Raw genomic sequence first — 15,859 nt, forward strand, 5'->3', positions numbered from 1 at the left:
GTGGTGAACGTCAGCTTCGGCCACTAGCGTTCGATCCGCGTCGACAGGATGATGGACGACATCGTCCTTTCGACACCCTCCAGCGCGCCGATCTCATCGAGAAGGCGATCGAGTTCCTGGATCGACGGAGCCTCGACGATGACGATCATGTCGAATTGCCCGCTCACCGAATGCAGGGTGCGGACCCATGTGATCTTGCGCAGCGCGTTCTCGACCCGCGGTGCGAGCTTGGGCAGCGCCGTGACCAGCACATGCGCCTTGACGAGGTTCTCCTGATACTCCGGTGAAAGCTGGACGCCATAGCCGCGAATGACGCCGCGCGCCTCCAGCCTTTCGATGCGGCTCTGCACCGTCGTGCGCGAAAGGTCGAGCCTGCGGGCAAGCTCGGCGGTGGAGGCGCGGGCGTTCTCGCGCAGCAGGGACAGGAGCGCATGATCCGCTTCGGACAGCATTATGTAAAATCCTCTCGGCAATATGCGTAAAATGCGTCGTTGTATCGTCAGTATAGAGGCTTCAAAGCGCAGGGCAATATGGCAGAATCGGCAGATCGCATATCAATCCGGGGGATTCCACATGAAGGACATCGTAGTCGTCGGCGCGGGCAAGATCGGCGCAACCATTGCCAATCTTCTGGCCGATTCAGGAGATTATCGCGTTACCGTCGTCGATCGGTCGCAGGCGCAGCTCGATGCGCTGGAAGTGACGTCGGCGGTGGCGACGGCCATGGTCGAGATCACGGAGGCGGGCGCGCTCGAAGCCCTGCTCGCCGGGAAATTCGCTGTCCTCAGCGCCGCTCCATTCCATCTGACGACCCATATCGCCCAGGCTGCGGCGAAGGCCGGCGTGCATTACCTCGATCTTACCGAGGATGTCGCCAGCACGCGGATCGTCAAGCAGCTTGCCGCCACGGCTGCCGGCGCGTTCATCCCGCAATGCGGCCTTGCCCCGGGCTTCATCTCGATCGTCGCCAACGATCTGGCGAAGCGCTTCGACTCGCTCGAAAGCATCCGCATGCGCGTCGGCGCCCTGCCGCAATATCCTTCCAATGCGTTGAACTACAATCTCACCTGGTCCACCGATGGCGTGATCAACGAATATTGCGAACCTTGCGAGGCGATCGTCGATGGCGAGCTGACGGAGGTTCCGGCGCTCGAGGAGCGCGAGGAATTCTCCCTCGATGGCGTTACCTACGAAGCGTTCAATACGTCGGGCGGCCTCGGTACGCTTTGCGAGACGCTGCTGGGCAAGGTCCGCACGCTCAATTACCGCACCATACGCTATCCCGGCCATGCGGCGATCATGAAGGCGCTGCTGAATGATCTCGGCCTGCGCGACCGGCGTGAAATATTGAAGGACATCCTGGAAAACGCCCTGCCGACGACGATGCAGGACGTGGTCGTCATCTTCGTGACGGTCAGCGGCCGCAAGAAGGGCAGGCTGTTGCAGGAGACCTATGCGAACAAGGTCTATAGCGGCCATATCGGGGCGCGGCTCTATAGCGGTATCCAGATCACCACCGCCTCCGCCATCTGCGCCGTGCTGGACATGCTCGCCAATGGCGACCTGCCGCAGCAGGGTTTCATCAGGCAGGAGGACATCGCCCTCGATACCTTCCTCGCCAACCGTTTCGGCAAGGCCTATGCGCAGGTGGAAGCAGCCGGAAGGCTCGTTGCCTGATCTAACCCTGACCTGGGCCTGACCTAACCCGAGCTGGGCCTGATCTGGCCTGGGCCCGAATCAGGACGGATCACTCGCCGTCGTGGCTACAACGGCGAGCGAGGCGATTGTTTCAGACCCATTCGCCCTTGCGCATGACAGGGATGGCCGCGCCGTTCCTGTCGATGCCATCGACATCGATCTCGCCCGAGCCGATCATCCAGTCGATATGGATGAGGCTGCTATTGCCGCCGCGCGCGGCGACTTCGTCAGCGGAGAGCTTGCCGCCATTGACGAAACATTGCGAGTAGCATTGGCCGAGCGCGATGTGGCTGGCGGCATTCTCGTCGAACAATGTATTGTAGAACAGCAGGCCGGAGGCCGAGATCGGCGAGGAGTGCGGAACAAGCGCGACTTCACCGAGCCGCCGCGAACCCTCATCCGTGCCGAGCACCTTGTTGAAGACTTCCTCGCCACGCGTGGCCTTCGCCTCGACGATCTTGCCGCCCTCGAACCGGACCCTGATATTCTCGATCAGGCTGCCCTGATGCGACAGCGGCTTGGTGCTTGAAACATGGCCATCGACGCGCAGGGCGTGCGGCGTGGTGAAGACCTCTTCCGTCGGAATATTCGGGTTGCAGCTGATGCCGTTCTTGGCCGTCGCCGCCCCGCCATGCCACTCGTGCTCATCGGCTAGCCCCACGGTAAGGTCCGTGCCCGGCCCCTTGAAGTGGAGCGCCGAAAACGCATGCTCGTTCAGCCAGAGCGTGCGCTTGTTCAGCGTCGCATTGTGCTCCCGCCAGGCGCTGACAGGATCGTCGATATCGACGCGGGACGCCGCGAAGATCGCATCCGCAAGTTTGGTCACCGCGACTTCGACGTCGTCGTCCGGGAACATCTGCTTGGCCCAGGAAGGATTGGGGTAGGAGACGATGTTCCAGTTGATGTCGAAGCCCGCGATCTTTTCCAGCGCCGGCTTGTAGGCCCTGGACTGCGCCTTGTTGGCGCGCGAAACCTTGTCCGGGTCTTCATTGGCGAGCAGCATCGGATTATCGCCGGCGACGGCCAGCCGGGCCGTATTGGCGGAGAATGCCTGCGCCATGCCGTCATACAGCCAGGAGGGCGAGCGGTCGAAACTGTCGTCCGGCGCATTGCGGTAGCGCATGAGGGTGGCTTCCTCATCGCTGTAGAAGGTCGTCACCAGCCCGGCGCCCGCCTTGTAGGCATGTTCGGTGATGCGGCGCACCAGCGGCAGCGCCGGCAATGGCGCCGTTATCAGCAGGTCCTGGCCGGGCTGCAGCTGAAGGCCGATCCTGACGGCAACTTCGGCCAGGCGGTCCAGCTTGATCGGGTCGACATTGAAAATCTTGGTCGGGGAAGTCATCGCAAATCCATGCTGTTACGTTTGCAGGCCAGGCATGGCCCGCGCCAAGCATAGCCCGGCCCGTCACAACATCAAGCAATGATCCAGCGGCAGCGCGGGATTCGGATCAACCGAAATTCGGCACCCGGACGAAATGCGGGAGAGGCGTGAACTGGTCCCGCGGCTGCGCCTCCTTGCGGGCAAGCGCCCTCTGAACCTTCTGGCGCCGGGCCTCGAGGATCTCCCGTTCCGAGCTTTCGCCCATGCACAGCGCCTTGAGCAGCACCATGCAGGCGGCATCGGCTATGCCCGACTGGTCTTCATTGAGCGCGATGTCGAGAATGACGCGGCGAAAATCCGTCAGCTCCGCCGGCCGGTCCGTTACGGCACGCTGGCGCTCGGCATTTTCCTCTTCGATGAGCTTGTAGAGCCTGTCGCGCAGGTCCGCTCCGACGTTCTCGTACTGGGCATCGAGATCAGGCGCCACCGCGGCCAGCTTCTGCTTTTGCCGGGCTCGATGCCTTCTCTGCCGTTCTGCGTTGCTAAGAGCCATTGTGCAAATATGTCGTTACAACCCGAATCACTACCCATTCAGGGATAGGCCTCCCTGCCGTTACGAGCAAGTTTCGGCTGCCGTTACGCACAGATGACCGCCGGTTACGTAACGCCCGGCGGCGGCCGATCGCTATCATGCTGAACAAATTGTTAGGAACCTCGGCCCTATTCTTCCGGCGAATCAGAATGCAACGCGGCGATTCGGCCGCATTGGAAAGTACCGCACATGAACGACGCCGAAACTGCCGCCCCCTGCCGGATCATCGCCTTTCCGCTCGCCCGCCGCGCGGCCAAGATACGCGAAGTCGCCGCGAGGCTCATGGAAAAGACGAGCGAGCGCAACGCCGAGGCCTACAGGAACCAGGTGGCGAACGCGCTTTTCCGGCAGTTGAGCAAATCCGGCGTGTGCGAGGACGAGCAGGACGAACAGATCGGCGCATTCTTCACCGCCGTCGAATATGAACTCGACCGGCTGTTCGCCTCGCGCGGCATATATGGCGACCTGTCTTCCTACTGAGGCTCTTCCTCCAAAACCGGGATGCCGCCATTTGCATTTTGATGCCGGGCGGCCGAAGATGGCCGCATGACCAGCGAGCAGACCTGCCTTGTCCAGACCCATCAGAAAAGCGATGGCAACTGGTATTATGTCCTCGTCATCGATGGCGAGACCGGCGCCGTGAGCGGGCCGCACGATACCGAAGACGATGCGCGAACGGCAGGCGAACGCGAATTGCGCGAGCTCGGCATGCTGGAGGACGAGTAGCCGAACAGGCTCACTCCGTGGCGGCGTCGAGCAGCCAATGTCTGAACGCCGCCATGGCCCTGGTCTCGGCGCGCGATTTCAGCGATGTGAGCCAGTAGCTGCCGCGTGAGACGAAGACGTCGAACGGCCTGACGAGCGCGCCCGAGGTTAGCAGGCGGTCGAACATTTTCGGCGGCGCCAGCGCCACGCCCGTGGCCTGGATCGCTGCTTCCACCATGGCCAGCGACGAATCGAACGTCATGCCCCGTGCGATCGGCGGGTCGCTTCGCATGCCGGCCGCCTCGAACCATCCTGCCCATTCGTCGGCGCGATAGGAGCGGAGCAGGGTTTCACCCGCCAGATCCTCCGGCCGCTGCAGCCGTTCGGCGATTTCCGGCACGCACAACGCCGAAAGCGGCGCTTCGAACAGCCGTTCCGCATTGGTGTCGTGCCACGCACCGCTGCCAAAGCGGATCGCGTAGTCGAGGCCCTCGGCTGCGATATCGACACGATTATTGTTGGTGGACAGCCGCAGGTCGATGTGGGGATGCCTCTCATGAAACGCGCCGAGGCGCGGCAGCAGCCAGCCGACGGCGAAGGTTCCGACGACGCCGACCGTCAGCACTTCGCGCACATAGCCATTCTCGAAGCGCTCCAGCATGTCGGCCATGCGATCGAAGGAATCACGCACGACCGGCAGCAGCGCCTCGCCTTCCGCCGTCACCTTGAGGCCGCGCGGAAGCCGCTTGAAGAGGCTGACCTTGAGCCGTTCCTCCAGCAATTTGACCTGATGGCTGATGGCAGCCTGGGTCACGCAGAGTTCGATCGCGGCCCGCGTGAAGCTCAGATGCCGGGCGGAGGCTTCGAAGGCGCGCAGGGCGTTCAAGGGAAGATGTGGGCGGACCATGGCAGCCTTGGTTCAGTTCGTCATCGCCACTTAGCGTGCTTCCGCCGCGGCGATCAAGGGCGTCTGGCAGGCAACGTCTGGCAAGCCGCGCCTGCCTGGCCGCGCCGTGAGCATGAGCCTCATGTGCAGGCCGAAACGAAATCCGCTTTACATTTTCTAATTCGGATATTAAATATCCATAAGGACAACAAATATCCTTAATACCAAGAGGGACCAAAATGACACAGCGTTTGAACTACTCCCAGCAATCGGCCGACCTGCTCAAGAAGTTCATGGATTTCAGCCTCGCCCTGCGCGACGGCGCCATCGAGCCGCGCCTGCGCGATCTCGTGAACATCCGTGTTTCGCAGCTGAACGGCTGTGCCTTCTGCGTCGACATGCATGTCAAGGAAGCGAAGATCCATGGCGAGAGCGAGCTGCGGCTCTATCACGTGGCGATCTGGCGCGAATCGAATCTCTTTGCGCCCAAGGAACGGGCGGCGCTCGCCTGGGCGGAAGTGCTGACCAGGCTGCCCGAAGGCGGCGTACCCGACGAAACCTATGAGCGCGTGAGAGGCCAGTTGTCGGAAAAGGAAATTTCCGACCTCACCTTCTCGATCATGGCGATCAATGGCTGGAACCGCGTCAGCATCGGCTTCAAGGCCGTACCGGGCTCGGCCGACAAGGCCTTCGGTCTCGACAAGGCGGGCCTGAACTAGAGGGCCTGAACCAGGGGTAACCATTGCGGCTGCGGCTGCGGAAGGGGAAACATCATGAAATTCGTGATTATCGGCGGAACCGGCCTCATCGGTTCGAAAACGGTGGAGCGCCTGCGCAAGCGCGGGCATGACGTCGTGGTGGCCTCGCCCAATACCGGCGTCAACGTAATGACCGGGGAGGGGCTGGCCGAGGCGCTCGAAGGCGCCGATGTCGTCATCGATCTCGCCAATTCGCCATCGTTCGAAGACAAGGCGGTGCTGGAATTCTTCGACACGGCCGGACGCAACCTGCTTGCGGCCGAACGGAAATCCGGTGTCCGGCATCATATCGCGCTTTCGGTCGTCGGCACGGAAAGGCTGCAGGAGAGCGGGTATTTCCGCGGCAAGCTGGTGCAGGAAAAGCTGATCAGGGAATCGGGCATTCCCTTCACCATCATCCATTCCACGCAGTTCATGGAATTCCTTGCCGGCATAGCGCAGTCGGGAACGGTCGGCCAGACCGTTCGCCTCTCGCCTGCCTATGTCCAGCCGATCGCCTCCGACGACGTGGCCGACGCCGTAACCGAGATCGCACTGTCGGCGCCGGCCAATGCGACCATAGAGATCGCGGGGCCGGAACGGTCGAAACTGAGCGATCTCGTCGCCCGCTACCTGCGCGCCTCCGGCGATGCGCGCACGGTCGAACCCGACCCCGAGGCGCGCTATTTCGGGGCGCGGCTCAGCGACAATTCCCTCGTCACCGACGACGCGCAGCGCCTTGGCTCGATCACGTTCGAGCAATGGTTCGCGGCGCAGAAACAATCTCGAACCGCGTAAAGGACATCCAAATGTACGGAAGAATAGCAGCCGCATTGCTTTGCGGTCTCATCGGCATCTCGCCCGTCGCCGCGCATGATAGCGGCAAGGCGGCCAAGGTCACGCTCGTCTACGATCATGTGCTGCCCAACGTGCCGGGCAAGAGCATGCGCGGCGTCCTCGTCGAATACGGTCCCGGCGGATCGTCCGAGGGCCATACGCATCCGAGCAGCGCCTTCATCTACGCCACAGTGCTGGAAGGCGCCATTCGCAGCCAGGTCAATGACGGGCCGGTCAAGGTCTACAAGGCAGGCGAGAGTTTCTCCGAATATCCAGGCGACCGGCACGGCGTGAGCGCCAATGCCAGCGATGACAAGCCTGCGCGCCTGCTGGCGGTGTTCGTCGTCGACACCAATCAAAAGGAACTGACGTTCCCGTTGAAGGACTGATCTGGGAAGGACTGATCTGGGAAGGACTGATCTGGGAAAGATTGAGCGGCCAACCTCCCTCGTGTGCCGCGCTTGTCGGGGATGCAGTCATGTGCTTCGACATGCGCAGCATGAGGAAGGTTGGCCCAGCATGAGGAAGGTTGGCTCGATGCGATCAATATTCAACCGGCGCGCTTGACCACCCAGTCATAGGTGCCCTTCCAGATGTCGTCCGGCACCTCGTCCGTCAACGTATCGACAAGGTCCGACAGCCAGACCTTCTCCAGCGTGCCGCGCCAGGCGGCATCGGCCTGCCACATCACCCTTGCGACCGCGCAGGGCTTGTCATCGCAAAAGCCCGCCGGCCTGCACGGATTGTTGGCGCGGATGTTGGTGCAGACAAAGGTGCTCGCCTTGCCCTCCACCGCTTCGACGATCTGCAGGAAATTCACCTCCGACGGCGGCCGCGCCAGCCTGTAGCCGCCGCTCGGGCCGAGCGTGGTTTCGACGATCCCCGCCTGCGACAGGCTCTGCAACGCCTTTGAAAGATATTCCTTCGGCAGGCCGTGAAATTCGGCCAGTGCCTTGGTGGAGAGGTAGCGGCCGGGCGGCACGCTGGCCAATATGGCGCAGCAATGCAGCGCCCACTCCACCTGGCTCTTGAGGATCATTGCGTATCTCGTCTCATGCTGCGGCGCCGGCGAATTGGCGCGGGCCAATATTATGGATATACTATATCCTTAAAGCCGCGCTGTAAACTTTGGCTCAGCCTGCAGAGGCGGGCTGCGGCGGCGCTCCCGAAATAGCGTGCCCGGCCACGATCATGTCCACCGCCTCGTGAAACGGCTCGCGCGACTTGAAGATGCGCGCCATGATCCAGGCTCCCTCCAGCGAGACGAGGATTCTCATCGCCAGCGCGCGCGGGTCTTCACCGAGATCGAAACGCCGCGTCGCCTCGCCGAAGGCGGTGATCCATTCATCGGTCACGCTCCGTATCGCCTGCGACAAGCGCTCCGAGTAGGGCGCCGTGTCGAGCAATATGCTGGCGATGGGACAGCCTTTCGTCCAGTTGGAAGCTTCGAAAGCCCGCGCGAGATGGCCGACCAGCGCTTCGATGCCGGTCCTGAAATCCGGAGCGTCGCGCAGGCTCTTCTGCAGCATGTAGGGCAGGTAGCCGCCGGCATAGCGAATGGCGCATTCGGCCAGTTCTTCCTTGCCGCCGGGAAAATGAAAGTAGAAGGAGCCCTTGGGAGCCTTGGCCTGTGCGATGATCTCGGCGAGGCCGACGCCATGATAGCCGCGTTCCCTGAAGAGAATGACGGCGGTATCGATAAAGCGGGCTTTTGCATCGGAGGGGCGTGCCATTGCGTGATTATGCCAGTTGTATGGCGATCGGTCTAGTGGTAGTTCTATGGCGATCACCATAGAACTACCACGGGGAGGATTGTCCATGGTCGATGAGGAGCGGATATTGCTGCCGAGCACTCCCGAACAGAGGCCGGCGGCGCATGATCACGGCGTTATCCGGCGGCTGATGCAGCGCTTGCGCCTCGCGCCCGCCCGCACCGATCCAGGCTGCGATGGCCTGGAGCCGCTGGATCTGCTGCGCGGCTGGGATGGCGGCAGGCGATAGCGCTATCCAAGGACCGCCATCGCGGCGGCGGCGATCATCAGCAGGCCACCACCGCTGCCCTCGACGATCCGGCGGCCGCGATTGTCGATTGCGCCAAGCGTGCGGATTCTGCCGAGCATGAGGCTCAGCGCCGCATAGACGATGCCGCACCAGGCGATGAAGACCAGCGAGAGCAGCACCGCATGCCATGCGACACTGGCTCGATCGATGATGAACTGCGGCAGTATGGCGAAATAGATCATCATCCCCTTGGGATTGAGAACCGAGGTCAGGAAGCCACGCCGGATCTGCCGCGCCGAAGTAACGGTGGCCGCGCCCGCCTTTGTGTGGCCGAGCGCGGAGCGGATGAGGGTCGAGGCAAGGTAGAGCAGATACAGGATCCCGACCCAGCGCAGCGCTTCGAACAGGATCGGCGACGCCGCGATGATTGCGGCCAGGCCCGCTGCGACCAGGCCTGAATGCACGCCATAGCCGAGACAGATGCCGAATGTGGCGCGCAGGCCGGCGGCAGTTCCGCCCGACAAGGCCTGTGACGTAACGAAAATCATGTCCGGACCGGGCGTGCAGATCAGGGGAAGGACGGTGAGGGTGAAGAGCAGGATCATTTGTGGTTCCATGGGCGAAGCCTAGCTCGGAACCGGTGCCGCAGGATTGCAAAGATAGCGCAATTTGAGATATTACTGGCATATTCTGCCATGAAATAACCCTGATATAGCAGGAGATGCCAATGATCCTCGACGACATCGACAAGCGGATCCTGCGCGCGCTGCAAAGGGATGCGCGAATGCAGAATGTCGATCTGGCGAAGGAGGTGGGCCTGTCCCCGTCGCCCTGTCTCCGGCGGGTGCGTCTTCTCGAAGAGGCCGGCATCATCGATCGTTACGTAGCGGTGCTGAACCCCGGCAAGGTCAATCTTTCGCTGTCGATGTTCGCGCGCGTCTGGCTGGTTTCCCAGGATGCGGAAACGATCGATCGTTTCATGGCGGCAATGAAGCGGCTGCCGCAGGTGGTCGAATGCTACATCATGCTGGGCGAGAGCGACGCGCTGCTGCGGGTTGTGGTCGCCGACCTTGATGACTACCGGCGGTTTCAATCGACGCATCTGACCCGGATAAATGGCATACAGAATGTGAAAACCGACGTGCCCAGCCAGATCGTCAAGCAGACCTACGCCTTGCCGATCGATTGAGGCGAAGCGGGGCCATCAAAGCCTTCAAACATCGCGCTGCGAGCGGCCTGTCGGGGCAATAACCGATTTCGCATTGTGCGCCGCACAATTTCCGGACGGACAGTCATGGATTTCGGATTTTAAGATACAGATCATCCGAGGGGGCTCGTCTATTACTATCTCCCAAACCTTGGAGATTCTGCCATGACGGACACAACATTACAGCTCAATGATACAGCGATAGACATTGAGGCCCCAGACCTTGAGGCCACGGACCTTGAGGCAACTGCACCGACCACATGGAGCGCCGGCACCTGGTGCGCGGTTCTTTCGATGGCGGCCGCCAGCTTTGCGCTGGTGTCGGCCGAGTTCCTGCCAGCCGGCCTGTTGACGCCAATGGCGCGGGACCTCGGCATCAGCGAGGGCACGGCGGGACAGGTCGTCACCGCAACCGCTTCCGTCGGTGCCGTGACAGCCCTGTTCAGCAATGTTCTCATCGGGCGCCTGAACCGCAAGGCGGTTCTGGTTGGCCTCAGCGCATTGGCGATCGCTTCCAATATTCTGGCGGCGGTGGCGACCGATTTCTGGCTGCTGCTGCTGGGCCGGGCCGGACTGGGGATCGCCCTCAGCGCGTTCTGGGCGCTTTCAGTTGCCGTCATAGCGCGGCTGGTGGGTGCCAGTGCAACGGGTCGCGGCATGGCGATCGTCACGCTCGGCGTTTCCCTTGCCACCATCGCCGCGCCGTCGATGGGTGCGCTGATCAGTGACTGGCTGGGCTGGCGCACTGCCATGGCAATGACGGCGGGACTGGCCGCGGTGGCCATGCTGCTGCAGTTTCTCAGCCTGCCGCCGCTGCCGGCCACCACGAGCAACAGCCTTGCCGATGTCTTCCGGTTGACGCGGCGCCGCGGCATTCAGATCGGCATGCTCGCCATCCTCCTGCTGATGACGGGGCATTTCGCCGGCTCGGTCTATGTGCGCCCTTTCCTCGAACAGGTTACGCTCCTGGCGACTGGCCCGATTGCCTTGGCCCTGCTCGGCTTCGGTGTGGCCGCCGTGATCGGCAATATCGCCGGCGGTCGTCTGGCCGATGCCGATATCCGCATGGCGCTGGTTGCCACCGCCGGGTTGATGGGATTTGCGGCGCTCGCCCTGGTGCTTTGGGGCGTGAACATCGTCGCGGCCTTCAGTTTTGCGACATTGTGGGGCTTCGCCTTCGGCATGGCGCCGGTCGTGCTGCCCACCAACCTGTCGCGCGCCGCGCCCGACGCGCTGGAGGCCGCGGGCAGCCTGATGGTCACCTCGTTCCAGGTTGCGATCACCATTGGCGCTGTCGTCGGCGGCTATGCCGTGGATACTTATGGCGCCACGGCCCCGTTGACGCTGACCGCGCTACTCGCCGCATCGACACTGGTGCTGGCGCTGTTGCAGCGCCGCAGCTAGTTCTTAGTGCTGCACGGCAGTCATTGAGACAGCCAGCTCCAGCCAGGCCGCGCCATGTCCCCCGCTTCAAGCCGGAGCGGGGGCGAAATTCGGACAGCTTCGCCGCGTCGCAGCTTTGCGAAGGCGGTTTTTGCTTTGTGTATCGGCGGGCTGAAGGGTGGCACGCAGGCGCAAAATCAAAGACCCAGATTAAATGGCGGAGAGGGAGGGATTTGAACCCCCGATGGAGTTGCCCCCATGCCGCATTTCGAGTGCGGTGCATTCAACCACTCTGCCACCTCTCCGCGTCAAGGATCGGGATCCTGGGGTTGGCGGGATCATGGATCCTGCCGGCGCGCTGCCCTAAGGGCATTGGCTTGAGTGTGCGACGCGCTAGATAGCGGGCAAAGCGCGCAGATACAAGAGCATTTTGCGTTAAATTTCTTGACTCGGCGCCAAAGCTTCGCCTATATGCGGCCAAACGACCGGCGTGGGGCTTTCCCGCGCCATTTGTTTTGTGAGTGTGGGCGTTGCCTTTACCGGTAGAACGCCTTTCGATCAATCTGTCACGACTGACAAAAAGACGGTTATTGCCATCAAGGCAGAAAACCGGACCGAACGCCGAAAGGGCAAAAAATGTTCGCAGTCATCAAGACCGGAGGCAAGCAGTATCGCGTTGCCGCCAATGACCTTCTCAAGGTCGAGAAGGTTACCGGCAATGCCGGTGATATCGTTGAATTCCCAGAGGTGCTCGTCGTCGGCGTCGGAGCAGACGCAACGATCGGAGCGCCGGTCGTCGAAGGTGCGCTGGTCACCGCCGAGGTCGTCGAGCAGGGTCGTGCCCGCAAGGTCATCGCCTTCAAGAAGCGCCGCCGCCAGAATTCGAAGCGTACGCGCGGTCATCGTCAGGAACTGACGACGATCCGTATCGCCGAGATCCTCACCGGTGGTGCGAAGCCTTCCAAGAAGGCTGCTGAAAAGCCGGCCAAGAAGGCAGAGCCGAAAGCCGAGGCTGCCGCCGAGGCAACCGAGACGAAAGCCGCCCCCAAGGCCAAGGCAGCGCCCAAGAAGGCAGCTGCCAAGGCTGAGAAGCCCGCCAAGGGCGAGTAAGAGAGAGTTTGAAGGAGCAATCCAATGGCACACAAAAAAGCTGGCGGTTCTTCGCGTAACGGTCGCGATTCAGAATCAAAGCGTCTTGGCGTGAAGAAGTTTGGCGGAGAGCGCGTGCTCGCCGGCAACATCATCGTGCGTCAACGCGGCACCAAGTGGCATGCCGGCGTCAATGTCGGCATTGGCAAGGATCATACTCTGTTTGCGCTCGAAGCAGGCACAGTTTCTTTCCGCACCAAAGCCAACGGCCGTAGCTACGTGTCGATCAACCCGATCGCCGAAGCAGCAGAATAGCCGGTCCTGCTCGAAGCACCGGCGTCCCATCGGACCCGGGCTCAATGGCAACCGCCAAAAGATCAAAAGGGGAGATGGGATTGATGCCCGTCTCCCTTTTCGTATCTGGAGGATAGAAAAATGGTTGCTGAAATAGCCGAGGACAGTGAAGAACGGCTGGATCTGATAGATTGTCCCGTCCTGGTAACGGAGCGCCTGGTTCTGCGCGCCCCGCACTTCGAAGACGTCGATGCAATTGCCAATCTCGCCGATAATATTCGTGTGGCCGAAATGCTCTCCCGCATGCCCCACCCCTACACGAAAGAACATGCGGTGGATTTCGTGCGCCGCGCCAATGCGGGCGAGATCGGCAAATGCGTCTATGCGGTCACCCTCGCGCAATCCGGGACTTTCGTCGGCTGTTGCGGCATAAATTACAGGCGCAACCGGGACGACCATGCCGGCGACGGCAGGGATACGCTCGAGATCGGTTACTGGCTGGGCGAACCTTTCTGGGGCAAGGGCTATGCGACCGAGGCCGCACATGCCCTGGTGGATCTGGTGTTCCGGGCAACGCAGGTGGAGAAGCTCTATGCTTCCTGCCGCGTCTCGAACATCGCTTCGCGCCGGGTGCTCTACAAGAGCGGGTTCCAGTACATGACAACCGGCATGATGGATTCGATCAATGCCGGCAACGTGCCGGTCGAACGCTATACGCTCGACCGGCGCACATGGATCGGACTGCGCAGCTGGAGCTCGTGACGCCGACCGCCCCGGTCTGGCCGGGGCGGCTTCCGGCTATGACAATATGTTTTCATCTGTCTGAAATTGCTGTAATGGCTCGGACGATAAAAAAGGACTGAACCTTCATGAAATTCCTCGATCAGGCGAAAGTCTATATCCGCTCGGGTGATGGCGGCGCCGGTTCGGTTTCGTTTCGCCGCGAAAAGTTTCTGGAGTTCGGCGGGCCGGATGGCGGCGATGGCGGACGCGGCGGCGATGTCTGGGCCGAGGCGGTGGATGGCCTGAATACGCTTATCGACTATCGCTACCAGCAGCATTTCCGCGCCAAGATCGGCATGCATGGCATGGGCCGCAACATGACGGGCGGCAAGGGTGACGACGTCATCCTCAAGGTTCCCGTCGGAACCCAGATATTCGAGGAAGACAATGAAACGCTGATCTGCGATTTCACGGTCGTCGGGCAGCGCTACAGGCTCGCGAAAGGCGGCAATGGCGGCTTCGGCAATGCGCATTTCAAGACATCGACGAACCAGGCGCCGCGCCGCGCCAATCCCGGCCTCGCCGGCGAGGAGCGCACGCTCTGGCTGCGGCTGAAGCTGATTGCCGATGCCGGTCTGCTTGGAAAGCCCAATGCCGGCAAATCCACGTTCCTCGCCACCGTCACGGCGGCGAAGCCGAAGATCGCCGATTATCCGTTCACCACGCTGCATCCGAATCTCGGCGTCGCGCGTGTGGACGGGCGGGAGCTCGTCATCGCCGACATTCCCGGATTGATCGAAGGCGCGCATGAGGGCGTCGGCATCGGCGACCGCTTCCTCGGCCATGTGGAGCGGACGCGCGTGCTTCTCCATCTCGTCTCTGCCCAGGAAGAGGATGTCGCCGGCGCCTACCGCACCGTGCGCGGCGAACTCGAAGCCTATGGCCACGGCCTTGTGGACAAGCTGGAGATCGTCGCCCTCAGCCAGGTCGATATTCTTGATGCAGCCACGCGAAAGAAGAAGCTTGCGGCGTTGAAGAAGGCTGCCGGCGTCGAGCCGATGCTGCTTTCCTCCGCCACGCGCGAAGGCGTCGAGCAGGTCCTGCGCGCTCTCTCGGCGATCATTGTTCAATCCCGGGAGGCCGAGGCGCCTGTCGAGGAAGATACCCGTTTCAAACGATAGTCCCGTCAGGTCGCAGCATGTCCGTGAAATCCGCAAACGTTCTGGATGAGTTCGACAGGGTGGTTCAGCGACCGAAACTGAGCTCCTATCGCCGGATCGTCGTGAAGATCGGCTCCGCGCTGCTTGTCGATCGCGCCAGCGGCCTGAAACAGCAATGGCTTGCCAGCCTCGGCGCGGATGTCGCCGCGCTCGCCGCCGCCGGCGTCGAAGTGCTGATCGTATCGTCGGGAGCCATCGCGCTGGGGCGCAATGTCCTCGGCCTGCCGAGAGGCGCGCTGCGGCTGGAGGAGAGCCAGGCTGCTGCGGCGGCCGGCCAGATCGAACTCGCCAAGGCCTATGCCGAGGTCCTGAGCGGCCACGGGTTGCGCGCCGGGCAGATATTGCTCACCCTTTCGGATACTGAAGAGCGCCGCCGCTACCTCAATGCCCGGGCAACCATCGGCACCCTGCTGCGGATGAAGGCGATCCCCGTGATCAACGAGAACGACACGGTCGCGACCACGGAAATCCGCTATGGCGACAATGATCGCCTCGCGGCCCGCGTCGCCACGATGCTGCGCGCCGACCTGCTCATACTCCTGTCGGATATTGACGGGCTCTATACCGCGCCGCCGCATCAGAACCCCGATGCGCGGTTTCTGCCGCTCGTCGAAGCGATCACGCCGGAAATCGAGGCGATGGCAGGGGCTGCCGCGTCGGAATATTCCCGTGGCGGCATGAAGACCAAGCTCGATGCAGGCAAGATCGCCAATGCCGCCGGCACTGCCATGATCATTGCTTCGGGCAATCGTCTCAATCCCCTCGCGGCCATAGATGCGGGCGAACGCTCGACATTGTTCGGGCCGAGTCCCACGCCGGTCAATGCCTGGAAGACGTGGATCTCCGGCAATCTCGAACCTTCCGGGCGCCTCGTCATCGATGCGGGCGCGCTGGCAGCGCTGCGTTCGGGAAAATCGCTGCTGGCGGCCGGCGTGCGCGACGTCGCAGGCGATTTCATGCGCGGCGATACGGTCGCGGTCTATGGGCCGGACGGACAGGAGGCGGCGCGCGGGCTGATCGCCTATGATTCAGCTGACGCTGCCCGGATCGCCGGCCACAAGACCAATGAAATCTCCACCATTCTGGGATATGATGCCCGCTCTGCCATGATACATCGCGATGATCTTGTGGTACGCGCCAAGCGGCCAAGCGCCGGGGAGTGAACA

21 protein-coding genes and 1 tRNA gene are annotated in these 15,859 nt (G+C 62.1%); 14 read left to right on the forward strand and 8 right to left on the reverse strand.

Annotated features, from left to right (window positions below; genetic code table 11):
- Positions 1–23: 23 nt before the first annotated feature.
- Positions 24–452 (reverse strand): Lrp/AsnC family transcriptional regulator, encoded by a 429-nt coding sequence (locus M8997_RS09880; protein ID WP_250016909.1) that lies wholly within the window; start codon positions 450–452, stop codon positions 24–26.
- 121 nt (positions 453–573) lie between these two features.
- On the opposite strand from M8997_RS09880, the gene M8997_RS09885 reads away from it, so the two are divergent.
- Positions 574–1,677 carry a saccharopine dehydrogenase family protein gene (locus M8997_RS09885; RefSeq protein WP_250016914.1) on the forward strand — a complete coding sequence of 368 codons (1,104 nt, stop codon included), beginning with the start codon at positions 574–576 and terminating at the stop codon, positions 1,675–1,677.
- A 112-nt stretch (positions 1,678–1,789) separates the two neighbouring features.
- Here M8997_RS09885 and M8997_RS09890 read toward each other — a convergent pair whose 3' ends face one another.
- On the reverse strand, positions 1,790–3,040 hold the full coding sequence (locus M8997_RS09890; RefSeq protein WP_250016930.1) for an aminopeptidase: 1,251 nt from the start codon (positions 3,038–3,040) through the stop codon (positions 1,790–1,792).
- 106 nt (positions 3,041–3,146) lie between these two features.
- Positions 3,147–3,506, reverse strand: coding sequence for a hypothetical protein (locus tag M8997_RS09895; protein ID WP_250016936.1), 360 nt, complete (start codon positions 3,504–3,506; stop codon positions 3,147–3,149).
- A 294-nt stretch (positions 3,507–3,800) separates the two neighbouring features.
- Between M8997_RS09895 and M8997_RS09900 the strand changes: the two genes are divergently transcribed.
- Entirely contained in the window at positions 3,801–4,091 is a 291-nt protein-coding gene (locus tag M8997_RS09900) for a DUF6074 family protein (protein WP_250016940.1), read from the forward strand.
- 66 nt (positions 4,092–4,157) lie between these two features.
- Positions 4,158–4,337 carry a hypothetical protein gene (locus M8997_RS09905; protein WP_250016948.1) on the forward strand — a complete coding sequence of 60 codons (180 nt, stop codon included), beginning with the start codon at positions 4,158–4,160 and terminating at the stop codon, positions 4,335–4,337.
- Positions 4,338–4,347: 10 nt separating this feature from the next.
- Here M8997_RS09905 and gcvA read toward each other — a convergent pair whose 3' ends face one another.
- Positions 4,348–5,223: a LysR family transcriptional regulator gene (gcvA, locus tag M8997_RS09910; protein WP_250016963.1), complete on the reverse strand. Its 876-nt coding sequence runs from the start codon at positions 5,221–5,223 to the stop codon at positions 4,348–4,350.
- A gap of 218 nt (positions 5,224–5,441) precedes the next feature.
- Between gcvA and M8997_RS09915 the strand changes: the two genes are divergently transcribed.
- The 3 genes from M8997_RS09915 to M8997_RS09925 are packed head-to-tail and all read left to right on the forward strand — an operon-like array spanning position 5,442 to position 7,165.
- Positions 5,442–5,921: a carboxymuconolactone decarboxylase family protein gene (locus M8997_RS09915; protein WP_250016971.1), complete on the forward strand. Its 480-nt coding sequence runs from the start codon at positions 5,442–5,444 to the stop codon at positions 5,919–5,921.
- Positions 5,922–5,975: 54 nt separating this feature from the next.
- Positions 5,976–6,737, forward strand: coding sequence for an SDR family oxidoreductase (locus tag M8997_RS09920; protein ID WP_250016987.1), 762 nt, complete (start codon positions 5,976–5,978; stop codon positions 6,735–6,737).
- Between the two features lie 11 nt (positions 6,738–6,748).
- Entirely contained in the window at positions 6,749–7,165 is a 417-nt protein-coding gene (locus M8997_RS09925; RefSeq protein WP_250016994.1) for a cupin domain-containing protein, read from the forward strand.
- 161 nt (positions 7,166–7,326) lie between these two features.
- Here M8997_RS09925 and M8997_RS09930 read toward each other — a convergent pair whose 3' ends face one another.
- Positions 7,327–7,815 (reverse strand): Rrf2 family transcriptional regulator, encoded by a 489-nt coding sequence (locus M8997_RS09930; protein WP_250017002.1) that lies wholly within the window; start codon positions 7,813–7,815, stop codon positions 7,327–7,329.
- 94 nt (positions 7,816–7,909) lie between these two features.
- On the reverse strand, positions 7,910–8,509 hold the full coding sequence (locus M8997_RS09935) for a TetR/AcrR family transcriptional regulator (protein WP_250017010.1): 600 nt from the start codon (positions 8,507–8,509) through the stop codon (positions 7,910–7,912).
- A gap of 46 nt (positions 8,510–8,555) precedes the next feature.
- Here M8997_RS09935 and M8997_RS09940 point away from each other — a divergent pair, with 46 nt between their 5' ends.
- Positions 8,556–8,777 carry a hypothetical protein gene (locus M8997_RS09940; protein ID WP_250017019.1) on the forward strand — a complete coding sequence of 74 codons (222 nt, stop codon included), beginning with the start codon at positions 8,556–8,558 and terminating at the stop codon, positions 8,775–8,777.
- Positions 8,778–8,779: 2 nt separating this feature from the next.
- Here M8997_RS09940 and M8997_RS09945 read toward each other — a convergent pair whose 3' ends face one another.
- Complete coding sequence (locus tag M8997_RS09945; protein WP_250017024.1) at positions 8,780–9,394, reverse strand: LysE family translocator; 615 nt, start codon at positions 9,392–9,394, stop codon at positions 8,780–8,782.
- A 104-nt stretch (positions 9,395–9,498) separates the two neighbouring features.
- Here M8997_RS09945 and M8997_RS09950 point away from each other — a divergent pair, with 104 nt between their 5' ends.
- Entirely contained in the window at positions 9,499–9,966 is a 468-nt protein-coding gene (locus M8997_RS09950; protein ID WP_250017026.1) for an Lrp/AsnC family transcriptional regulator, read from the forward strand.
- 183 nt (positions 9,967–10,149) lie between these two features.
- Positions 10,150–11,388, forward strand: coding sequence for an MFS transporter (locus M8997_RS09955; RefSeq protein ID WP_250017029.1), 1,239 nt, complete (start codon positions 10,150–10,152; stop codon positions 11,386–11,388).
- A 194-nt stretch (positions 11,389–11,582) separates the two neighbouring features.
- On the opposite strand, the gene M8997_RS09960 is transcribed toward M8997_RS09955, so the two are convergent.
- Positions 11,583–11,672: transfer RNA gene (locus M8997_RS09960), tRNA-Ser, on the reverse strand.
- Between the two features lie 331 nt (positions 11,673–12,003).
- On the opposite strand from M8997_RS09960, the gene rplU reads away from it, so the two are divergent.
- The 5 genes from rplU to proB all read left to right on the forward strand — a co-directional run bounded on the left by rplU (position 12,004) and on the right by proB (position 15,856).
- The gene (gene rplU, locus M8997_RS09965; RefSeq protein ID WP_250017031.1) at positions 12,004–12,477 is read left to right on the forward strand and encodes a 50S ribosomal protein L21; all 474 of its coding nucleotides are present in this window, start codon (positions 12,004–12,006) and stop codon (positions 12,475–12,477) included.
- Positions 12,478–12,501: 24 nt separating this feature from the next.
- Entirely contained in the window at positions 12,502–12,771 is a 270-nt protein-coding gene (gene rpmA / locus M8997_RS09970) for a 50S ribosomal protein L27 (protein WP_250017043.1), read from the forward strand.
- Positions 12,772–12,891: 120 nt separating this feature from the next.
- Positions 12,892–13,512, forward strand: coding sequence for a GNAT family N-acetyltransferase (locus M8997_RS09975; protein ID WP_250017045.1), 621 nt, complete (start codon positions 12,892–12,894; stop codon positions 13,510–13,512).
- A gap of 107 nt (positions 13,513–13,619) precedes the next feature.
- On the forward strand, positions 13,620–14,654 hold the full coding sequence (gene obgE, locus M8997_RS09980) for a GTPase ObgE (RefSeq protein ID WP_250017047.1): 1,035 nt from the start codon (positions 13,620–13,622) through the stop codon (positions 14,652–14,654).
- A gap of 17 nt (positions 14,655–14,671) precedes the next feature.
- Complete coding sequence (proB, locus tag M8997_RS09985) at positions 14,672–15,856, forward strand: glutamate 5-kinase (protein ID WP_250017049.1); 1,185 nt, start codon at positions 14,672–14,674, stop codon at positions 15,854–15,856.
- Positions 15,857–15,859 lie beyond the last annotated feature (3 nt).

Source organism: Phyllobacterium sp. 21LDTY02-6 (assembly GCF_023554255.2).
In the GTDB taxonomy this organism is placed as follows: Bacteria; Pseudomonadota; Alphaproteobacteria; order Rhizobiales; family Rhizobiaceae; genus Phyllobacterium.